Consider the following 20,965-nt stretch of genomic DNA (forward strand, 5'->3'; position numbering starts at 1 on the left):
CCTCGACCGCCGCCTCGACCGCCGCCTCGACCGCCGCCTCGACCGCCGCCTCGTCCGACAGCTCGGCCGACAGCCCGGCCGCCGCCGCGTCCCCCGGCCCGTCCTCGGCGCCCCGGGCCGGTGCGCTGAGGCGGACACCGATCTGCTCGATCAGGCCGTGCATGTTGTGGCCGACCACGCCGACGTCCGCGTCGTCGTCCGTGACCACCGCGAGGTGCGCGCCCTCGCCCGCCGCCACGATGCACAGGATGCCGCCGTGGAACTCGGTCATCGACTGCCGGACGCCGCCGCTGCCGTCACCGAACTCGATCGAGGCGCCGTGCGCCAGGCTCTGCAGACCGGAGGCGATCGCGGACAGCTGGTCGGCCTGGTCGGCGCTCAGTCCGGCGGTGTGGCAGAGCTTGAGGCCGTCGGCGGAGAGCACCAGGGCGTGCCGGGTGCCCGGGGTCGCCGCCAGCAGGTTTTCCAACAGCCAGTCGAGGTCGCGATCGGGGGCGCTGCTCATCAGGTGTCCTTCTCGGTGACGGGGGAAGCGTCGGGCGTGGTGTCGGTGTCGGTATCCGTGGTCGGCGTCCCGGTGGAGCGCTGCTCGCCCTCCACCGGTCGGGCGGCGGCCCGGCGGAACGCGCCGAACCGGGCGGCCGCGCTCGCCGCGTCGGCGCGTACGGGCTTCGCCGCCCGCTCCGTCGCCGGGGCGGTGGCCAGCGTCTGCCCGCGACGGCGCTGCGGCAGGCCGCTGTCGGTCAGCCGGGCGGGCGCGGGCGGCAGCGGCGTGGCGGCGGGTGCCGTCGGAGCGGGGAGCGGGGTCGGCGCGGCGGGCGCGGGCGGCAGCGGCGCGGGGGCCGGACGGGCGGGAGTGAGCGCGGGGCGCGGGTGCTCCGCGACCGGCGCCTGGGCCTGCCTCGGGACCGCCGTGGCGGCCGGGACGGCGACCGGGGCCACCGGGGCCGCCGTCGGAGCCGGGTGCGAGACCAGCTGGTGCGGGATCAGCATCACCACTCCGGTACCCCCGCGCGCCGACGGCCGGAAGGAGACCTGCAGCCCGTGCTTGCGCGCCAGCATGCCGACCACCGCGAGCCCCAGCCGGGTACCGGCGGACAGCGTGCTGAGGTCCAACGGCTCGGCGGAGACGGCCCGTTCGGCCCGCCGCAGCCAACTGTCGCTCAGCCCGAGCCCGCTGTCCTCGACGGTGACCACCAGCCCGGCCGGCACCTCCTCGACGTAGACGTGCACCTCGGCCGGCGGAGCGGAGAAGTTCGTGGCGTTGTCCAGCAGTTCGGCCAGCGCGTGCATGACGCCCTCGGCCGCGTACCCGGCGACCGCGGCCGTGCTGGCGTTGTGCAGCCGCACCCGCTGGTAGGCGCCGATCCGGCCGAGCGCTCCGCGCAGCACCGACTCCACCAGGATCGGCTTGGCCCACCGGCGGCCCGAACGGGCGCCGGTGAGCACCGCGATGCTGTCGGCCATCCGGCCGGCCTGGGCGGTCGAGTGGTCCAGGCGCAGCAGGTCGCCGAGGACCTCCTCGTCGTGCCGGTGCTGCATCTCGCGCAGTTCGGCGTGCATGCTCGTGGCCAGCGCCTGGACCCGCCCGGCGGCGGTCGCGCAGACCGCGAGCGCGGCGGCCCGCAGCCGCTCGCCCCGGCCGATCTCCTCACCGACGGCACGCAGCAGCGCGTACTGGGGGTGCTTGCGGTGGGCGGCCAGCGCGCTGTCCACGGCCGCGCCCCCGCGCAGCTTCTTCACCACCTCGGGCAGCACGCCCTCGGCGATCCGGTCCAGTTCGCCGCGCTCGGCCTCGGCCCGCGCCCGCCCCGCCTCGGCCTCGGCCCGCTCGGCGGCCCGCTCCGCCTCGGTCGCGGCCCGCTCGGCGGCCCACCCGGCCCGCTCCGCCTCGAACCCGGCCCGCACCCGGGCCAGCTCGGCGTGCGCGGCCGCGACGTCCGCCTCGGCCCGGGCCTGCCCGGCGCGGGCGGCGTCCCGCTCCGCCTCGGCGGCGGTGGCGCGGCCCAGGGCCGCCGTCTCGGCCTGCCGGGCGGTGCCGGCCATGACCAGCGCCGCCCTCGTCTCCTGGTGCTGCTCCTCCAGGTCCTCGGCGAGCCGGCGCGAGCGCTCGGTGCCGGTCGCCGCGAGGCCGACGGCGATCAGCCAGAGGACGGTGACGGCGCCCACGGCGAGGGCGGTGAGCGGCTGGTGCGCTCCCAGCGCCCGGCTGACGCCGACCGGTGCGGCGACCAGCGCCAGCAGGACGGCGGCCGCGGTCAGGGCGGCGGTGCGCGGCGCGGGCCGTCGGCGCGGCCGGCCGTCGGGGCTGGTGGCTTCTCTCATCGGTGCGGTCCTCGGCAACGTCGGCGGGCGGCGGCACGGCGGCGGGTCGGCGACGGTCGCGACCGCCGACAGCTGGTCGGGCGCATACCAGACCGCCCGGGGACGTCGCGAAACGTCTCCGGGCGGCTGATCGGTTCACGCTATGGGCCGATCATATCGATTCAGACATTGGCCTCAAGCGGCCAGTTGACGGGCAGTCTCCTTCGTTCACGCCTCACACACCGCACGACACCACTCCCGACACCGGCCCCGGCGCCGACCGGGGTTCCACCCGTGGCGCGGCTCACGCCAGTTCCGCCTCCACCGCCCGCCGCACGGCCGCCGGATCGAGGCCGTGGTCGGCGACCACCCGCGCCCCGAGCCCCGCCTCCTCGCGCAGCACCCCGAGCAGCAGGTGGCCCACCGCGATCTCCCCCGACTTCAGCCGCAGCGACTCGCGCAGGGACAGCTCCAGGGCCTTCTTCGCCGGGGCCGTGAACGGGATGTGCCCGCTCACGGCACCACCGGACCGGAACCAGCCCCGCCGCCTCGGCTCCTCCTCGGGCGGGGCGTCCAGCGCGCCCTTGCCGAAGGCCGACTCGACCGCCTCCCGCACCGCGTCCAGATCCACCCCGATCGAGGCCAGTGCCTGCGCCTGGCCGCCCTCGCCCCGCAGCCGCCGCACCGCCTGCCGCGCCGCCTCCCGGTCCAGCCCGGCCCCGGTCAGCACGGCGACGGCCGGGTCCTCCGGACCGGCCAAGACCGCCAGCAGCAGGTGCTCCGTCCCGATCCGGTCGTGCCCCAGCTCCCGGGCCTCCTGCTGCGAGGTGGCCACCGCCTGTCGTGCCGCCTCGGTGAAACGCTCGAACATCGGTCAGTCTCCGTCCTGGTCGCCCCGGGTACCGCGCTTCGCGTACTTCTTGTGCACGGCCTGCCTGGTCACCCCGAGGCAGACCGCGATGTCCTGCCAGGACCAGCCCTGCGACCGGGCACTGCCCACCTGAAGCCCCTCCAGCCGGTCCGCCAGATCACGCAGCGCACGGACCGCCCGGAGCCCCACGGCAGGGTCACGACTGCTCGCCGCAGCCGCGAGTTCTCCGCTCTCGCTCATACTGTCAACTCTGGTTGACACCCACCCGAATGTCAACCCCGGTTGACACTCCCGGCTGCCGACAACCCCCGCCCGGCCATGGCGCGGCAAGCCCGGGAGAACGCGAACGGCCGTGGCGCCGACGGCCCGGGAGAACGCGAAAGGCGGGGCGAGGACATGAAGTCCTCGCCCCGCCTCAGCGGAGGCTCACCCCTGCGGGGTCAGGCCCGCGGTCGAGCGATCGGTCAGCTGCAGCCGCTGGTGGAGCCGCAGCCCTCGCAGAGGTAGCAGCTGCCGGCGCGACGCATCTTGGTGCCGCAGGAGAAGCAGAGCGGCGCGTCGGCGTTGAGGCCGAGCTGGATCTCCATCAGCTCCGTGGAGTTGTGGGCCTGCTTCGGGGCCTCCTTGGGCGCCTCGACGGCCGGGGCCGGCTTGGCGGCGACCACCGGGGCCGACTGGGCGAGCGACTCGGTGTCCAGCTCCTCGCCCTCCAGCGGCTCGTAGGAGCCGGTCTCCAGGTGGCGGGTGCGCTCCTCGACGGAGTGGATGCCGAGCGCCGAGCGGGTCTCGAACGGCAGGAAGTCCAGGGCCAGGCGGCGGAAGATGTAGTCGACGATCGACTGCGCCATCCGCACGTCCGGGTCGTCGGTCAGACCGGCCGGCTCGAAGCGCATGTTGGTGAACTTCGAGACGTAGGTCTCCAGCGGCACGCCGTACTGCAGGCCGACGGAGACGGCGATGGAGAAGGCGTCCATCATGCCCGCGAGGGTCGAGCCCTGCTTGGACATCTTCAGGAAGACCTCGCCGAGGCCGTCGTCCGGGTAGGAGTTGGCCGTCATGTAGCCCTCGGCGCCACCGACCGTGAAGGAGGTGGTGATGCCCGGGCGGCCCTTGGGGAGGCGCTTGCGGACGGGGCGGTACTCGACGACCTTCTCGACGACGGCGGCGGGCGCTGCCGGCGCCTCCTCGGCCTTGGCCTCGGAGTCCTTCTTCTTGGCCGAGAGCGGCTGGCCGACCTTCGAGTTTTCGCGGTAGATGGCGAGCGCCTTGACGCCCATCTTCCACGCCTCGAAGTAGATCTCCTCGACGTCCTCGACGGTCGCGCCGGCCGGCATGTTGACCGTCTTGGAGATGGCGCCGGAGATCCACGGCTGGATCGCCGACATCATCCGCACGTGGCCCATCGGGGAGATGGAGCGCTCGCCCATCGCGCAGTCGAACACCTCGTAGTGCTCCGACTTGAGGCCGGGCGCGTCCACCACGTTGCCGTGCTCGGCGATGTGGGCGACGACCGCCTCGATCTGCTCGTCCTGGTAGCCGAGGCGCTTGAGGGCGCGCGGGACGGTGCCGTTGACGATCTGCATCGAGCCGCCGCCGACGAGCTTCTTGAACTTGACCAGGGCCAGGTCGGGCTCGACGCCGGTGGTGTCGCAGTCCATCATCAGGCCGATGGTGCCGGTCGGGGCGAGCACCGAGGCCTGGGCGTTGCGGAAGCCGTTCTGCCCGCCGAGGCGCACGACGTCCTGCCAGGCCTTGTTGGCGGCCAGCCACACCGGGGCGTCCAGCTCGTCGGCCGAGACGGCGTCGAGCGAGGCGTCCGCGTGCTGCTTCATGACCTGCTGGTGCGCGGCCGCGTTGCGGGCGTAGCCGTCGTACGGGCCCACCACGCCGGCGAGTTCGGCGCCGCGGCGGTAGGCGGTGCCGGTCATCAGCGAGGTGATGGCGCCGGCCAGGGCCCGGCCGCCCTCGCTGTCGTAGGCGTGGCCGGTGGCCATCAGCAGGGCGCCGAGGTTGGCGTAGCCGATGCCGAGCTGGCGGTAGGCGCGGGTGGTCTCGCCGATCTTCTCGGTCGGGAAGTCGGCGAAGCAGATGGAGATGTCCATCGCGGTGATGACCAGCTCGACGACCTTGGCGAAGGTCGTCGCGTCGAACGAGTCGTCGTCGCGCAGGAACTTCATCAGGTTGAGCGAGGCGAGGTTGCAGCTGGAGTTGTCCAGGTGCATGTACTCGGAGCAGGGGTTGGACGCGTTGATGCGGCCGGACTCCGGGCAGGTGTGCCAGTGGTTGATGGTGGAGTCGTACTGGATTCCGGGGTCGGCGCAGGCCCAGGCGGCCTCGGCCATCTTGCGGAACAGCTTCTTCGCGTCGACGGTCTCGATGACCTCGCCGGTCATCCGGGCGCGCAGGCCGAATTCGGTGCCGTTCTCGACGGCGGTCATGAATTCGTCGGAGACGCGGACCGAGTTGTTGGCGTTCTGGTACTGGACGGAGGTGATGTCGTCCCCGCCGAGGTCCATGTCGAAGCCCGCGTCGCGCAGGGCGCGGATCTTCTCCTCCTCCTTCACCTTGGTCTCGATGAAGGCCTCGACGTCGGGGTGGTCGACGTCGAGCACGACCATCTTGGCCGCGCGCCGGGTGGCGCCGCCGGACTTGATGGTGCCGGCGGAGGCGTCGGCGCCGCGCATGAAGGAGACCGGGCCGGAGGCGTTGCCGCCGGAGGACAGCAGTTCCTTGGAGGAGCGGATCCGGGAGAGGTTGAGGCCGGCGCCGGAGCCGCCCTTGAAGATCATGCCCTCTTCCTTGTACCAGTCGAGGATCGACTCCATGGAGTCGTCGACGGACAGGATGAAGCAGGCGCTGACCTGCTGGGGCTGCTTGGTGCCGACGTTGAACCAGACCGGCGAGTTGAAGCTGAACACCTGGTGGAGGAGGGCGTGCGTCAGCTCGTGCTCGAAGATCTCGGCGTCGTCCTTGGTGGCGAAGTAGCCGTGCTTCTCGCCGGCCGCGCGGTAGGTGAGCACCACGCGGTCGATGATCTGCTTGAGGCTCCACTCGCGCTGCGGGGTGCCGACGGCGCCGCGGAAGTACTTGGACGTGACGATGTTGACGGCGTTGACCGACCAGGAGTCGGGGAACTCGACGCCGCGCTGCTCGAAGTTGATCGACCCGTCACGCCAGTTGGTCATGACGACGTCGCGCCGCTCCCAGCGGACCTCGTCGTACGGGTGCACGCCAGGAGTGGTGTAGATGCGCTCCATCCGGAGGCCGCCCTTCGGGGCCTTGGCGCCCTTGGCCGCGGTCTTCTCGGACTTCGACCCGCGTGCGGAACCGCTCGTGGTGTCTGTCACTTCTCGCTCCTCCTCCTGGGCAAACGCCCGGAGTGCCCTGAAAAGTCCGGGCACTACTGGTTCGTTCTTCCGGTGTGCGGGCAGGCGGAGACGCCGCCTGCTTACGCACGGTTTGTAGTGTTCTGCGCCCCGTTTCCGGGCGCGCGGGGGCCCCGCGGGGCCGTTGTGGTGCGGCTGGGCCCTCCTGGGGCCGGGTGCCGACGCCTCCTAGGGCGCGGCGGCCGAGACGGAGACGCGGGCGTCGTCCGTCTCGGGGGTGTGGGGCCGTTCGGCGCGGAGTTCCGCGATGGCGGCCTCGAAGTCTTCCAGTCCGTCGTACGCCTGGTACACGCTGGCGAAGCGCAGGTACGCGACCACGTCGAGTTCCTTGAGCGGGCCGAGTATGGCCAGACCCACGTCGTGGGTGGTCAGCTCGGCGCTGCCGTTGGCCCGCACGCACTCCTCGACCCGCTGGCCGAGCTGGGCCAGCGCGTCCTCGGTGACCGGTCGGCCCTGGCAGGCCTTGCGGACGCCGGTGATGACCTTCTGCCGGGAGAACGGCTCGGTGACGCCGCTGCGCTTGATGACCATCAGCGCGGCCGTCTCCACCGTGGTGAAGCGGCGGCCGCAGTCAGGGCACTGCCGTCGGCGGCGGATGCAGCTGCCGTCCTCGGTGGTCCGGCTGTCGACAACGCGGCTGTCGGAGTGCCGGCAGAAGGGGCAGTGCACCTCGGGATCCCTCCCTGGCAGATCGTGCGGACCTGTTGAGTCTAAGCGATGTGCCCCCGCCCTCGGCAAGCTGATCATGCGGGCGACCACTAGTACTGGGCACGGAGAGGACTGTAGCCACTACATCTAGGTCTCTGGGGGAAGCGCCACCCCTGGCGTGTCGGCGCCGATTAGACTGCCGGAGGCATGTTTCGATCGAACATTTACTCGATGTACAACAAAGCCTTGATCGAGTCAGCCAACTCCCGAATAATTCACTCGAACGTGTGTTTGGCGCAACCTTTCGATAGGAGGTGCGTTGGGCTGGAAAAGGGAGAGGACAGCCGTCGAGAGGGGCCGCCGTGAACACGATCGAAAGCAACACCATCCCGGTGCAGGAGCACTCCCAGTTCAAGGTGGGGCAGCGCACCAACAATCAGCAGGGTGTGGACATCAGCATGGACCGCAGCGAAGACCACCGTCTCTCCGGCACGGCCCTTTCCGGCTCGAACCGGGTGCCCGACCAGCCGATCGAACACTCCCCCGCCCTGGATGACTCCCACCCCTCGCCCTCCCGTGCGATGCCGGGCCGCCCCCCCGGGATCCGTACCGACGAGGCCGGGCTCACCGAGCGCCAGCGCCGGGTGATCGAGGTCATCCGGGATTCCGTCCAGCGTCGCGGCTACCCGCCGTCCATGCGCGAGATCGGCCAGGCCGTCGGCCTGTCCAGCACCTCCTCGGTCGCCCACCAGCTGATGGCCCTGGAGCGCAAGGGCTTCCTCCGCCGGGACCCGCACCGCCCGCGCGCCTACGAGGTCCGCGGCGTCGAGGTGGCCCGCCCCAACACCGCCGAGACGGCCGGCCGGCCGTCCACCTCCTACGTGCCGCTGGTGGGCCGGATCGCTGCCGGCGGGCCGATCCTGGCCGAGCAGACGGTCGAGGACGTCTTCCCGCTGCCCCGCCAGCTGGTCGGCGAGGGCGAGCTGTTCGCGCTCACCGTGCGCGGCGACTCGATGATCGAGGCGGCCATCTGCGACGGCGACTGGGTCACCGTGCGCCGCCAGCCGGTCGCCGAGAACGGCGACATCGTGGCCGCGATGATCGACGGCGAGGCCACCGTGAAGCGCCTCAAGCGCGAGGACGGCCGGATCTGGCTGATGCCGCACAACCCGGCGTACGAGCCGATCAACGGCGACAACGCGACCATCCTGGGGAAGGTTGTCGCGGTCCTGCGCCGCCTCTGACACCGGCCGGAAGGGCCCGAGGAGCGGTCGGCCGGAAGGGCCCGCCGCAGGACGGCCGAAGAGGGGCCCGAGGAACCGCACGGCCCCCGCACCACAACGGAGAGGGGCTCCACCGCGTAGGCGGGGAGCCCCTCCGTCGTTCTCCCCCGGGGCGGGCCCCGGGGAGCGGGCCTCAGCCCCGCTTCACGACCGGCCGCACGGGCGGCGCCGAGTCGTCGATCGCCGCGAGCGAGCGGCGCACCTGGTTGCGGTCCGTGGTGTACCAGAACTCGGGCATCGAGGAGCGGAAGAAGCTCCCGTACCGCTTGGTCTCCACCCGCGGGTCCAGCACCGCCACCACGCCCCGGTCGTCCGAGGCGCGCACCAGCCGGCCCGCGCCCTGCGCCATCAGCAGTGCCGCGTGCGTCGCCGCGACCGCCATGAAGCCGTTGCCGCCGCGCTGTTCGACGTCCTTCTGCCGGGCGCTCATCAGCGGGTCGTCCGGCCGCGGGAACGGGATCCGGTCCATCACGACCAGCTGGCAGGCCGAGCCGGGCACGTCCACGCCCTGCCAGAGCGAGAGCGTGCCGAACAGGCAGGTGGTCGCGTCCGAGGCGAACTCGCGGATCAGCTCGCCCAGGGTGTCCTCGCCCTGGAGCAGGATCCGCTGGTCCAGCCGCTCCCGCATCGCCTCGGCGGCCGTCTGGGCGCCGCGCATCGAGGAGAACAGGCCCAGGGTCCGCCCGCCGGCCGCACCGATCAGCTCGGCCAACTCGTCCAGCATGTCGGGCCGTTCCGGGTCGCGCCCGGGATCGGCCAGGTGCTTGGCGACGTACAGGATGCCCTGCTTGGGGTACTTGAACGGCGAGCCGACGTCGATCCCGCGCCAGTGCGGGACGGCGTCCTCGCCGAACCCGGGGCCGGGCTCCGGGTTGTCCCCGGCGGTGCGGACGTCCGGCAGCCGCGCCTCGGAGGGCAGGCCGACGGAGGCGGCGACGCCGGTGAAGTCCCCGCCGAGCTTGAGGGTGGCCGAGGTGAGGACGACCGAGCGCTCCTTGTACAGCCCCTCGCGCAGCAGTCCGGAGACGCTCAGCGGGGCGACCCGCAGCGAGGCGGTGCCCAGCCCGTAGCGGTCGCTGCGCTCGATCCAGACCACGTCGTACTCGGAGTCCTCCAGCAGCCGCTCGGCGGTCTCGTGCAGCGTCTCGGCGGAGGCCATCGCCTGCTTGCGGACGGCGTCCTCGTCGCTGAGGCCCTTGTCCCTGGTCTCGCCGAGCGAGGAGATCACCTGGCGGGAGGCGTCCCGGATCGCGGTGACCGCGTACGCCAGGTACTCGGGCAGTTCCTCGACCCGGCCGGGCTGGGCGGTCTCCATCAGGCCGTGGTAGTTCTCGGCGGCGGCCTGGAGGGCGTCCACGGCCTTCTCGTTGGCGAGCCGGGCGGCCCGCTTCACCGCCCGGTTGACCGCGCCGACGGTCAGCTCGGCGGTGGCCGCGCCGGTGACCCGGTTGACCAGTTCGTGCGCCTCGTCGACGATCAGCAGCCCGTGTTCGGGCAGCACCGGCGCGCCCTCGATCGCGTCGATCGCCAGCATCGCGTGGTTGGTGACCACGACGTCGGCGAGCTTGGCCCGCTCGCGGGCCTTCTCGGCGAAGCAGTCCTGGCCGTACGCGCAGCGGGTGGCGCCCAGGCACTCCTTGGAGGTGACCGCCAGCTGCGCCCAGGCCTTGTCGGAGACGCCGGGGCTGAGGTCGTCGCGGTCGCCGGTGTCGGTCTCCTCGGCCCAGTCGCGCAGCCGCAGGACGTCCTGCCCGAGCTTGCCGGTGGGCCCGCCGAGCGCGTCCACCGGGTCGAAGAGGCCTTCGCCCTCCTCGCTCGGGGTGCCCTCGTTGGCCCGGTGCAGGCACAGGTAGTTGGAGCGGCCCTTGAGCATCGCGTACAGCGGCCGGCGGCGCAGCACCGGGTGCAGCGCCTCGACGGTGCGCGGCAAGTCCCGTTCCACCAACTGGCGTTGCAGGGCCAGGGTGGCGGTGGCGACCACCACGCGGTCCCCGTGGGCGAGCGCGGGCACCAGGTAGGCCAGGGACTTTCCGGTGCCGGTGCCGGCCTGGACGAGCAGGTGCTCGCCGTGGTCGACGGCGTCGGCGACGGCCTCGGCCATCCGGGCCTGGCCGGCGCGCTCCACGCCGCCGACGGCCGCCACGGCGGCGTGCAGCAGCTCGGGGATCTGCGAGCGGGGGACGGCGACGGGCTCGCCGGCGTCTTCGCCGAGGTCCGCCGCGAGCTGGGATTCGGAGTCGTTCGTCATGACCCTCCCAGCCTACGGGGCGGGGGTGACAATCCGGTCCCGTCGCACGGGCAGCCGGACGTCCACGGTCACCAGCGCGTTGGGCACGGTCCCGAACCGGGCGGCGTGCGGGCGGTGCGGGCGGTCCTGGTAGCCGTCGAGGAGCAGCCGGTTGCGGTTGAGGCAGAGCCGGTCGAGCCGGGGCCGGAACAGGTCGAACAGCTCGAAGCGCTCGCGCAGCTCGGGGAAGCGGTCCTGGTGGCGGTGGATCTCGGCGCGCAGCAGGGCCCAGAACTCGGCCTCGGGCAGTCCGGCCTGGGCTTCCAGCAGCGGGGCGAGGTAGCGGAAGACGCCGATGAACAGCCCGGAGTGGATGAACTGGCAGAGCCCCTCGGGGGGCTCCCGGAGCAGGACGCCGGCCACGTCGGCGGGCAGGTCCCGCAGCTCGGGCAGGTCGTGCGCGCTGAGGTTGACGTCGTCCACGAAGTCCTTGACCGCGAGCCGGGTCGGGGTGTCCCGCTCGTCGAAGACGACGATGGCGTTCTCGCCGTGCGGGGAGAAGACCAGCCCGTACCGGTAGAGGAAGTGCAGCAGCGGCGGGAGCATCGCGGCGAACAGCCGGCCGGTCCACTCGGCCGGGGTGAGGCCGGAGCGGGCGATCAGTTCGGCGGCGAGCGCGCGCCCGTCGGAGCCGGTCTGCAGCAGGGCGGCCAGGGTGCGGGCGCGTTCGCCGCCGTCCAGGCAGGGGCCGAGCGGTTCGCGCCAGATCGCGCCGAGCAGTTCCTTGTACTGGTAGGGCGCCTCGGGCATCTCCCGGTACAGCGGGTGGTCGACGGTGACGGAGGCGATCTCGCCGAGCAGGATCACCCGGCACTCGTCGCGCAGGAACGGGTCGGCGTCGCGCAGGCCGAGCAGCCAGGCGGTGACGGCGGGCGCGGCGAGGGTGCGTTCGGTGGGCAGGCCGCGCCAGACCAGGGTGTTGAGGATCGACAGCGGCAGTTTGACGGTGCAGCGTTCGGGGTGGGCGGTGTTGAAGAAGGAGCGGATGGACTGCTGGGGCAGCCGTGGGTCGCCGTCCGAGGGCAGTGGGACGATCTCGCCGGAGGCGATCCAGGGCGCGAACAGCGGCAGGACCGTCTCGTCCCACTGCCAGGGGTGGACGGGCAGCAGCAGGTAGTCGTCGGCGTCCGGGCCGAGGGCGGCGCGCAGCGCGTCCACGTCGTCCAGTTCGCGGGCGTACAGCTGCTCGGGCCGTTCCAGGCCGGGGACGCCCCGGTACTCGGCGAGCCGACGGTGGACGGCGATCCAGGGCAGCGGGCGCGGGCTGCGGGCTTCCGGGGTCCAGCGGGCGGCGTCGCCGGCGGAGAAGCCGATCCGGCCCTTGCTGGGGACGATCCAGGGGTGGCCGCCCTGCCGGCCCTCCAGTTCGGCGTGGTCGAGTCCGGCGAGTTCGGCGGCGGTGAGCTCGGTGGCGAGCTGGCGGGCGTCGGCGGTCAGGGTGGCGGAGAGTTCGCGGATCAGGTGGGCGGTGGTCTCGGCGCGCATCCCGAGGGTCTGCCGGGCGTAGGGGAGGAAGCGCAGCGGGTCCAGGCCGTCGGGGCGGGAGCAGCGGACGGACTCCGGGTCGACCTGCCAGCTGTCGTAGGCGCCGCGCCGGGCGGTGAAGCGGTACTCGGCCTCGGGCAGTTTCAGCAGGTACTCGCCGTCGAGGGCGCCGGGGACGGGGGTGAGCAGTTCCTCGTAGGCGAACTCGCCGAGCATCTTGGCCAGCAGGGCGCGGCCGGCCCGCCGCCAGTTCCCGGCGGTGAGGTGCGGGGGCAGGTAGAGCGGCGGTTCAGCGGCCGACGGTTGCGGCACGGGTCAGCTCCTGGGGGCGGGGGACGGCGGGGGTGCTGTTCGGGACAGCGGGGGCGGGCGGCGCGAAGCCGGTCCAGGCGGTGCGGTCGGGCAGCCGGTGGACGGTCCGGCCGGTGACGGCGTTGAGGATCACGGCGGCCCGGTGGGCGCCGAGCCCGAGGTCGGGGGTGCCGACGCCGTGGGTGTGCAGTTCGGCGTTCTGGACGTAGAGGCCGCCGGTGAGGCCGGGCCGGGTGGCGACCCGGTGGTCGAGGTCGACGCGGTAGCGGCCGGCCTCGTCCCAGTCGATCAGGTCGGCGAGCGGTTCGAGCGCGGCCGGGCGGGCGGCCCGGTAGCCGGTGGCGAGGACCACGGCGTCGGTGCGCAGGACGTGTTCGGCGCCGGAGTCGGTGTGCCGGCAGCGCAGTTCGAGGCCGCCGCAGGGGCCGGGGCGGGCGTCGGTGACGGCGGTGCCGGGGGTGATCTCGACCGGGGCGGTGTCGATCGGGCGGCCGATGGTGCGCTCGTAGAGGTGGTCGTGGATGTCGGCGAGGGTCTCGGCGCTGGCGGCCTTGTGCAGCTGCCACTGGGCGGTGACCAGGGCGTCCCGGACCGGGCCGGGCAGGCCGTGGAAGTAGCGGGTGTAGTCGGGGGTGAAGTGCTCCAGGCCGAGCTTGGAGTACTCCATCGGGGCGAGGGCGCGGGTGCGGGTGAGCCAGCGCAGCCGGACGCCGTCGTCCTGGTGGCGGCGGAGCAGGTCGAGGAAGACCTCGGCGCCGGACTGCCCGCTGCCGATCACGGTGATGTCCCGGGCGCCGGCCAGGTCGGCGCGGCGGTCCAGGTAGTCGGCGGAGTGGAAGGCCCGCGGGTGTCCGGCCAGTGCGGCGAAGGCCTCGGGCAGGACGGGCCGGGTGCCGACGCCGAGGGCGAGGTTCCGGGCCCGTACGGAGGAGCGCCGGCCGGTCGCGGTGTCGGTGAGCTCGACCCGGTAGTACGGGCCGTCCTCCGCCGTCGCGGCCCAGTGCAGGGCGGTGACCTCGGCGCCGAAGCGGCAGTTGGCCAGCCGTTCGGCGGCCCAGCGGCAGTAGTGGTCGTACTCGCGGCGCGGCAGTTGGAAGCGCTCGGCGAAGTAGAACGGGAACAGCCGGTCCTGCTGGCGCAGGTAGTTGAGGAAGGACCACGGGTTGGTCGGGTCCACCAGGGAGACCAGGTCGGCGAGGAACGGCACCTGCATCCGGGCCCCGTCGACCAGCATCCCGTGGTGCCAGCGGAACTCCGGGCGCTGGTCGCAGAAGAGCGTGCGCAGGCCGGGGACGGGCTCGGCGAGCGCGGCGAGCGAGAGGTTGAACGGGCCGATGCCGACGCCGAGCAGGTCGTACGGCGGCGGGGGTGCTGGGGTGTCCACGGGGAGTCCTAGACGGGGTCGGGGTCGGGGTTCGGGCGGAGGCCGGGGCGGGTCCGGGGTCGGGGTCCGGGGCGGGTCCGGGCGGAGGCCGGGGTCAGGCGGCCCGGTCGCGCACCATCAGGGCGGCCCGCTTGTCGGGCAGGTCGAGCTCCCCGGCCGCCCGGAACCCGGCCCGTTCGAAGGCCCGGACCGAGCGCCGGTTGCGGACGTCCGGTTCGGCGACGACCCGTTCGCAGGCCGGCCGGCGGCGCAGGATGCGCTCCGCGAGGGCGGCGAGCAGGACGGCGCCCAGTCCGCGGCCGCGGCTGGCGGCCGGGCCGAGCAGCAGGTGGACGCCGGTGTCGTGCGGCCGGGCCGGGTAGTGCCCGGCCAGCGGGTCGAGGTCGGCGCGGTAGACCTCCCAGTAGCTGATCGGCTCGCCGTCGAGCAGGCCGAGGCAGGGGAGGCTGCGGCCGTCGCCGTCCAGTTGGGCCCGGACGTGGCGGTCGGTGGCCTCCGGCGGCCCCGCGAGTTCCCAGAAGGCGGCGACCTCGGGGTCGTTCATCCAGCCGGCGAGCAGGTCCAGGTCGGCGGGCAGCCGGACCGGGCTGAGCCGGAACTCGCCGGCCGGGGTGGGGATCGCGCCCCACCCGGGCACGTCGTCCAGCATCAGCGGCCCGCCACCGGGTTGGGGATGTCCACGTACACGGACTGGCTGGCGACCGGTCCGACCAGCTCGTCCATGCCGTTGATCCGGGTCAGCAGGTTGGCCTTGCAGGGCAGGGTGGGCGCGTCCAGCAGCAGCCGGGGCAGCGCGGAGCCGGTCGCGGCGGCGCGCGGTCCGGCCAGGAAGCGGCGCAGCGCGGCCAGCAGCACCGTCTCGTCGGCGAGCCGCTGGGAGCCGAAGGCGCCGATCAGGCCGAGGACGTGGTTGATGCCGAGGTAGTAGGCGAAGTGGTGGTCGATCACCGGGTCGGGCAGGAAGGTGTCGCTCTCGGCGCCGAGCCCGGGCAGCCGGGCGGTGAGCCGGTCGGCGGCGCTCTCCCGGTAGTAGTAGCCCTGGTTGTCGCGGTAGCGGCCGCCGTCGGGCCAGCCGTCCTCGTCCAGCAGGACGATGCTGTTCTGCTGGTGCGCCTCCAGGGCGATGCCGCCCCGGCCGTCCAGCCACAGGACGGGCAGCACGACCGCGTCCAGGTAGCGCAGGAACCATTCGGCGGCCACCGTGGGCAGCGGACGGCCGCAGCGCGCGGCGAGCGTCCGCAGGATGTCGCCCAGCCGGGACGGCACGGTGTCGCCGGTGCCGAGCGGCTGTTCGGCGACCAGTCCGGCGACGCACAGCGCGCGCTCGGCCGGGGCGAAGGGCTGGGCGCGCAGCACGGTGTCCAGGCCGCCCGGGTCGCCGAGCGAGGGGTGGTCGACGCCGATCCAGGCCGGGTCCCGGACGATGTCGAAGCCGGGGTGGGCGGCCCGCCACTCGGCGGCGAGCCCGCTCTCCAGCAGCCGGTGCACCTCCAGGCCGCGGTGCAGTTCCTTGCGCAGGTTCTCCCGGCGGGAGTTGGTGATCCGCAGGCCGAGCGAGAGCTTGAGCATCCAGGGGGTGCCGGGCCGGTAGACGGTGCGCACCGAGGAGGTGGGGTACCAGGGTTCGCCGGCCGGGCCGAGGTCGTGCAGCAGCCCGTCGGCGAGCAGCGCGGCGACGGCCGGGCGGTGGGCGAGTTCGCGGGCCTGCCAGGGGTGCAGGGGCAGGGCGGCGGTGCCGGGCGGCAGGGCGAGGCCGCCGCCGAGCAGGCCGGCGGTGAGCCGGTCGGCGCTCTGCTCGACGGCGGAGCCGGCGGCGAGCAGTTCGCGGTCGGCCGCGAACCAGTGGAGCTGGAAGGAGCCGTGCAGTTCGGGCGAGTAGGCGGCGCTCTGGGCCGGGCCGAGGCCGTCGCGGCTCTTCGGGGTGGGGTGCAGCGGGTGGCCGAGCAGCAGGGACTGTTCGGCGGCGAGGAAGTGCGAGCGTTCGGGCCCGCCGGCCGGGGCCGCGGTCCGTCGGTGGGCGAGGATCTCGGCGGTGCGGACGACCGAGTCGGCGACCCGGGCGGCGAGGTCGGCGACCTGCCCGGGGTCGGGCCGGTCGGCGGCCGCGGCGGCGAGCAGCGCGGCGGCGGTGACCGCGTCCACGGGGGCGGCGGCGCTCCCGTCGCCGGCCGAGATGGTGGCCGGGCCGAAGCGGTGCCAGCCGCCGGGCGACCAGTGGCGGACCGGGGCGGTGAGCCGGGCGGCGCCGCCGAGGACGGCGATCCGCAGCCGGTCGCCGGGCCCGGGCCGGGCGCCGGTCTCCCGGGTCCAGCAGCGCAACAGGGCTTCCAGCGCGGCCTGTTCGGCGGCGACCGCGGGGTCGTGGTGCAGCAGCGGGTCGGGCTCGTGCGCCCGCTCCACGGTCAGCGGCGGTGCGGGCGGGGCTCCGGTGAGGGCGATGCTCAAGGCTGCTCCTTGGGGCGCGTGGGGGTGCCGACGCGCACGGGTGGAGAAGGGTTCCGGCGGGCGCTCGCACCGTCGCGTCAGGTAAGGGTTACCTATCCCTGAGGGGTGATCACAAGGACGGCTCACTCGTCCGGGTGAAGATCGGGGATTGTCCGCCGCCGGACCCGGAGGCCCTGCTGCGCCTGCGCGCCGACCGGGCCCGCATCACGGATCGGTGACCTCCGGCCGGTGCCGCAACCCGGGGGGCGGGCAAGGCCGTCCTCGTCTGCGATGGAAGACTCCAGGGCGGCGGACCGCCGCACCACAGACCGATCGAGCACAGACCGACCGAGCACAGGGGGAAGCGCACAGATGCCTACGATCCACCGGTCAGCCCTGGCCGCCGCCGTGGTCGCGGGAGCCCTGCTCGCCGTCAGCGCCTGCGGGCCTGACGGCCCGGCGGGCGACGGGGGCGCCAACGCGGCACCGCCGGCGGCCTCGGCGACCGGCAGCACCGGGGGAGGCGGCGTGATCGGCGGGATCACCCTGCCGTCCGGCCTGCCGACCGGCCTGCTGGAGGGCCTGCCGAAGTCCTGGGACGACCTGAAGAAGTGGAAGTTCGACGACTGGGACAAGTGGGCGTCCAAGCACGTCTTCCACAACCCGGTGGTGCAGGACTTCTGGGACCCGGACAAGATGGGCGACTCCAAGCCCGCCGAGCCGGCCCCGCCCACCGCCAAGCCCGCCCCGACGACGCCCGCGCCCGCCACCGACGACGGCGTGACCGACCCGGAGCCGGCCGTCGTCAAGGCCGTCACCGTGCCCCGCCCGTACACCAAGCAGCCCTCCGGCAAGGTGTTCTTCTCCGCCCAGGGCGGCCGCGGCAACTGCTCGGCGACGGTGATCGCCGACCCGCAGCACCCCGGCAGGAGCAACCTGGTCTGGACGGCCGGCCACTGCGTGCACGAGGGCAAGGGCGGGAACTTCTACAAGGACCTGGTCTTCGTGCCCGCCTACAACAACTCGGGCGCCTCCAGCGGCGGCAAGCGGGCCCCGCTCTCCGAACTCGCCCCGCTCGGCACCTGGTGGGCCGACCAGGTCACCACCTCGCCGCAGTGGATGGTCGAGGGCGGCGGCACCGGCAACGCCGCCAACCAGTACGACTTCGCCGTGATGCGCGTGCACAACCAGAACGACACCGGCAAGTCCCTGGAGGAGACGGTCGGTTCGGCCGTCCCGGTGTGGTTCGACGCGCCGCGCGACAAGCTCGCCGTATCGGCCGTCGGCTACCCGCTGCTCAAGCCGTTCGACGGCCAGGAGCTGTACAAGTGCGACGGCGGCAGGCCGACCCGGCTCTCCTTCGACGCCAAGCGCCCCTCGATGCTCACCATCGGCTGCGACATGACCCAGGGCTCCAGCGGCGGCGGCTGGTTCGCCACCATGCCGGACGGGCGGACGGCCCTGGTCAGCAACACCTCGATCGGCACCCAGGAGCACACCTCGCTGAGCGGCCCGTACCTGGAGGCGGTCGCCAAGCAGGCCCTGGACTGGATCTCCAGGAAGCAGTAGCCGCCGCGAGGGGGCGGAACGGAACCACCAGCACAGCACGGGGGACGATGCACCATGCCGAGGACCACCAGCCGCGGGCGCCGGGCCCGGACGGCCGGCGCCGCGCTGCTCGCCACGACCGCCCTCGCCGCGGCCGGGTGCGGCCCGGACGGCCCGGCCCGGCCCGCCGGCACGCCCCACGCCCTGCCCAAGTCCGCGCCCACCAGCCTGGGCGACCTGACGGGCTGGAAGCTGGAGGACTGGACGAAGTACGTCGCCGACAGCCGGTTCGCCAACGAGACCGCCCCGGGCTACTGGTCGGCCGCCCGGATGGACGCCGCCAGGCCCCGGCCAACCCCGGAGTACTCGCTCGCCTCCCCCGCCGCCGCCGGCGTGGACCGGGACCCGGCGCCGGCCGCCGTCCCGGCCAAGCCGCAGCCGCACCCGTACGGCCAGGCCGCCGCCGTGGTCGGCCGGCTGTTCGTGACCACGCCCCAGGGCGACGCGGCCTGCTCGGCCACCGTGGTCGCCGACCCGCTCAACCCCGGCCGCAGCAACCTCGTCTACACGGCCGCGCACTGCCTGCACGACGGCCGGGGCGGCGGCTGGCTGAAGAACCTGGTCTTCGTGCCGGGCTTCAACCGGGACGGCCAGGCGAACCACGGCAAGCCGTACCCCGAGCAGCAGGCCGCCCCGTACGGCCGGTGGACGGCGGTGCGCGCGCTGGTGTCCCCGACCTGGCTCCAGGAGAGCGGCGTCGGCGCGCACAGCCAGTTCGACTACGGGATCCTGCGGGTGCGCGCCGAGGGCGGCGCCGGGACGTCCCTGGAGGAGGCGGTCGGCGGCTCGGTCCCGGTCTGGTTCAACGCCCCGCGCGACCAGGTCACCTCGGTCGCCGCCTACGGCTACCCGGCCGAGCGGCCCTTCGACGGCATGGAGCTGGACCACTGCGACTCCCCGGTCCCGCCCGCCCGGCTCTCCTTCGACCGGACCCGCCCGACGATGTACGTGATCGGCTGCACGATGACCGGCGGGGCCGGCGGCGGCGGCTGGTTCGTCACCAAGGACGGCAAGCCCAACCTGGTCAGCGTCGTCGCGCTCGGCGACCGCAACCCGGCCGGGTACCGGGCCGGGCCCTCGCTGCAGGAGCAGGCCAAGCAGGCCTTCGACTACTTCGCCAAGAACGTCAGGTAGCCGAGGACGTCAGGTAGCCGAGGAGGCCGGCCGGCGAGGAACGCCGGGCGGCCGCGCCCCGACGGCACGCGAACGGCCGGCATGCGAAGGGCCCCGGGACGCGTGCGTCCCGGGGCCCTTCGGAGCTTCGGCCTCAGCCCTTCAGCGCCACCGCGAAGAGCTCCAGCTCGGCGGCCAGCTCGGCCTGCACCTTGGCGTGCAGCAGCGTGCCCTCGCCGGTGTGCTCGGCGGAGAGCAGCTCGCCCTCCGCGTGCACCCGGGAGACCAGCGCGCCCTGGGTGTACGGCACCAGCACCCGCACCTCGACGGCCGGACGCGGCAGCTCGTCGTCGATGAGCTTCAGCAGCTCGTCGATGCCCGCGCCGCTGCGGGCCGACACCACGATGGCGTGCGGCTCGCGGCGCAGCAGGCGCTGCAGCACGTGCGGGTCGGCGGCGTCCGCCTTGTTGATGACGACGATCTCCGGCACGGCCTGCGCGTCGACCGAGACGATGACCTCGCGGACGGCGGCGAGCTGGGTCTCCGGCTCGGGGTGCGAGCCGTCCACGACGTGCAGGATCAGGTCGGCGTCGGCGACCTCCTCCATGGTCGAGCGGAAGGCCTCGACCAGGTGGTGCGGCAGGTGCCGGACGAAGCCGACGGTGTCGGCCAGGGTGTAGACCCGCCCGCTCGGCGTCTGGGCCCGGCGCACGGTCGGGTCCAGGGTGGCGAACAGCGAGTTCTCCACCAGGACGCCCGCGCCGGTGAGCCGGTTGAGCAGGGAGGACTTGCCGGCGTTGGTGTACCCGGCGATGGCCACGGACGGCACCTGGTGGCGCTTGCGCTCCTGGCGCTTGGTGTCGCGGCCCTTCTTCATGTCGGCGATCTCCCGGCGGAGCTTCGCCATCTTCTCGCGGATCCGGCGCCGGTCGGTCTCGATCTTGGTCTCACCGGGACCGCGGGTGGCCATGCCGCCGCCGGACGAGCCGGAGCCGCCACCGCCCATCTGCCGGGACAGCGACTGGCCCCAGCCGCGCAGGCGCGGCAGCATGTACTGCATCTGGGCGAGCGAGACCTGCGCCTTGCCCTCCCGGGACTTGGCGTGCTGGGCGAAGATGTCCAGGATCAGGGCCGTCCGGTCGACGACCTTGACCTTGACCACGTCCTCCAGGTGGATCAGCTGACCGGGCGTGAGCTCACCGTCGCAGACCACGGTGTCGGCGCCGGTGGAGGCGACGATGTCGCGCAGCGCCTGCGCCTTGCCGGAGCCGATGTAGGTGGCCGCGTCGGGCTTGTCGCGGCGCTGGATGACGCCGTCGAGCACCTCGGAGCCGGCGGTCTCGGCGAGCGCGGCGAGCTCCGCCATGGAGTTCTCCGCCTCCTCCAGCGTGCCGTCGGTCCAGACGCCGACGAGCACCACGCGCTCCAGGCGGAGCTGGCGGTACTCGACCTCGGTGACGTCTTCGAGTTCGGTGGAGAGGCCGGCGACCCGGCGGAGGGCGGCGCGCTCACTGCGGTCGTACTGGTCGCCGTCGTAGTGGTTGCCGAGGTCCTCGTCGATGGCCGCGAGGTCCTCGTCCATGAGGGCTTCCGCCCGCATGCCGTCGAGGCGGCGCGGCGCGTCGGCGTGGTCGCGGGTGTCGAACGTGGAGGTCATTCTGTCCTTTGGCTGCAGGTATGGGTGGCCTTCGGGGACCGTCGGGTGCGGTCCCCTACGGAGTCTGCCCAGCTGCCGCCCCGGCTACCGTCCGGGCGGGGTGAGCTACCCCTGGGTCCTCGGGATGCTCCGGGGCTCCTGTGCCCTGTGAACGCCGTGGACCGGCCGTGAATTCCCCATGATGGTCGCACGCCCGGCGCGGG

14 protein-coding genes and 1 pseudogene are annotated in these 20,965 nt (G+C 73.6%); 3 read left to right on the forward strand and 12 right to left on the reverse strand.

What is annotated here, in order from left to right:
- Nucleotides 1–97 precede the first annotated feature (97 nt).
- From ACFQ6N_RS16825 to nrdR, 6 genes and pseudogenes are all read right to left on the reverse strand, one after another.
- Nucleotides 98–505 (reverse strand): annotated as a pseudogene (locus ACFQ6N_RS16825) (roadblock/LC7 domain-containing protein); the annotation flags it as partial.
- Nucleotides 505–2,325, reverse strand: a complete 1,821-nt coding sequence (locus ACFQ6N_RS16830) for a sensor histidine kinase (protein ID WP_380649767.1) — start codon at nucleotides 2,323–2,325, stop codon at nucleotides 505–507. The pseudogene ACFQ6N_RS16825 and the gene ACFQ6N_RS16830, both read right to left, overlap by 1 nt.
- A 283-nt stretch (nucleotides 2,326–2,608) precedes the next feature.
- Nucleotides 2,609–3,175 (reverse strand): Clp protease N-terminal domain-containing protein, encoded by a 567-nt coding sequence (locus tag ACFQ6N_RS16835; protein WP_380649768.1) that lies wholly within the window; start codon nucleotides 3,173–3,175, stop codon nucleotides 2,609–2,611.
- A 3-nt stretch (nucleotides 3,176–3,178) separates the two neighbouring features.
- Complete coding sequence (locus ACFQ6N_RS16840; RefSeq protein WP_380649769.1) at nucleotides 3,179–3,415, reverse strand: RNA polymerase subunit sigma-70; 237 nt, start codon at nucleotides 3,413–3,415, stop codon at nucleotides 3,179–3,181.
- A gap of 224 nt (nucleotides 3,416–3,639) precedes the next feature.
- Complete coding sequence (locus tag ACFQ6N_RS16845) at nucleotides 3,640–6,522, reverse strand: vitamin B12-dependent ribonucleotide reductase (protein WP_380649770.1); 2,883 nt, start codon at nucleotides 6,520–6,522, stop codon at nucleotides 3,640–3,642.
- A 207-nt stretch (nucleotides 6,523–6,729) separates the two neighbouring features.
- The gene (gene nrdR / locus ACFQ6N_RS16850) at nucleotides 6,730–7,230 is read right to left on the reverse strand and encodes a transcriptional regulator NrdR (RefSeq protein ID WP_380649771.1); all 501 of its coding nucleotides are present in this window, start codon (nucleotides 7,228–7,230) and stop codon (nucleotides 6,730–6,732) included.
- Between the two features lie 560 nt (nucleotides 7,231–7,790).
- Here nrdR and lexA point away from each other — a divergent pair.
- Complete coding sequence (lexA, locus tag ACFQ6N_RS16855) at nucleotides 7,791–8,453, forward strand: transcriptional repressor LexA (protein WP_224281048.1); 663 nt, start codon at nucleotides 7,791–7,793, stop codon at nucleotides 8,451–8,453.
- A 172-nt stretch (nucleotides 8,454–8,625) separates the two neighbouring features.
- Here lexA and ACFQ6N_RS16860 read toward each other — a convergent pair whose 3' ends face one another.
- The 5 genes from ACFQ6N_RS16860 to ACFQ6N_RS16880 form a co-directional block, all read right to left on the reverse strand.
- Nucleotides 8,626–10,740 carry an ATP-dependent DNA helicase gene (locus ACFQ6N_RS16860; protein ID WP_380649773.1) on the reverse strand — a complete coding sequence of 705 codons (2,115 nt, stop codon included), beginning with the start codon at nucleotides 10,738–10,740 and terminating at the stop codon, nucleotides 8,626–8,628.
- 12 nt (nucleotides 10,741–10,752) lie between these two features.
- Nucleotides 10,753–12,576: an IucA/IucC family protein gene (locus ACFQ6N_RS16865; protein WP_380649774.1), complete on the reverse strand. Its 1,824-nt coding sequence runs from the start codon at nucleotides 12,574–12,576 to the stop codon at nucleotides 10,753–10,755.
- Nucleotides 12,554–13,960, reverse strand: a complete 1,407-nt coding sequence (locus ACFQ6N_RS16870) for a lysine N(6)-hydroxylase/L-ornithine N(5)-oxygenase family protein (protein ID WP_380649775.1) — start codon at nucleotides 13,958–13,960, stop codon at nucleotides 12,554–12,556. The genes ACFQ6N_RS16865 and ACFQ6N_RS16870 overlap by 23 nt, the downstream gene beginning before the upstream one ends.
- A gap of 94 nt (nucleotides 13,961–14,054) precedes the next feature.
- Nucleotides 14,055–14,717: a GNAT family N-acetyltransferase gene (locus tag ACFQ6N_RS16875; protein ID WP_380649823.1), complete on the reverse strand. Its 663-nt coding sequence runs from the start codon at nucleotides 14,715–14,717 to the stop codon at nucleotides 14,055–14,057.
- Nucleotides 14,609–16,405, reverse strand: a complete 1,797-nt coding sequence (locus ACFQ6N_RS16880; protein ID WP_380649776.1) for an IucA/IucC family protein — start codon at nucleotides 16,403–16,405, stop codon at nucleotides 14,609–14,611. The genes ACFQ6N_RS16875 and ACFQ6N_RS16880 overlap by 109 nt, the downstream gene beginning before the upstream one ends.
- A 351-nt stretch (nucleotides 16,406–16,756) precedes the next feature.
- Here ACFQ6N_RS16880 and ACFQ6N_RS16885 point away from each other — a divergent pair, with 351 nt between their 5' ends.
- Nucleotides 16,757–17,953 carry a trypsin-like serine peptidase gene (locus ACFQ6N_RS16885; protein ID WP_380649777.1) on the forward strand — a complete coding sequence of 399 codons (1,197 nt, stop codon included), beginning with the start codon at nucleotides 16,757–16,759 and terminating at the stop codon, nucleotides 17,951–17,953.
- A 54-nt stretch (nucleotides 17,954–18,007) separates the two neighbouring features.
- Entirely contained in the window at nucleotides 18,008–19,126 is a 1,119-nt protein-coding gene (locus ACFQ6N_RS16890) for a trypsin-like serine peptidase (RefSeq protein WP_380649778.1), read from the forward strand.
- 133 nt (nucleotides 19,127–19,259) lie between these two features.
- On the opposite strand, the gene hflX is transcribed toward ACFQ6N_RS16890, so the two are convergent.
- Nucleotides 19,260–20,762, reverse strand: coding sequence for a GTPase HflX (gene hflX / locus ACFQ6N_RS16895; protein ID WP_380649779.1), 1,503 nt, complete (start codon nucleotides 20,760–20,762; stop codon nucleotides 19,260–19,262).
- Between the last annotated feature and the right edge of the window lie 203 nt (nucleotides 20,763–20,965).

It is taken from the genome of Kitasatospora sp. NPDC056446 (genome assembly GCF_042796115.1).
GTDB lineage: Bacteria > Actinomycetota > Actinomycetes > Streptomycetales > Streptomycetaceae > Kitasatospora.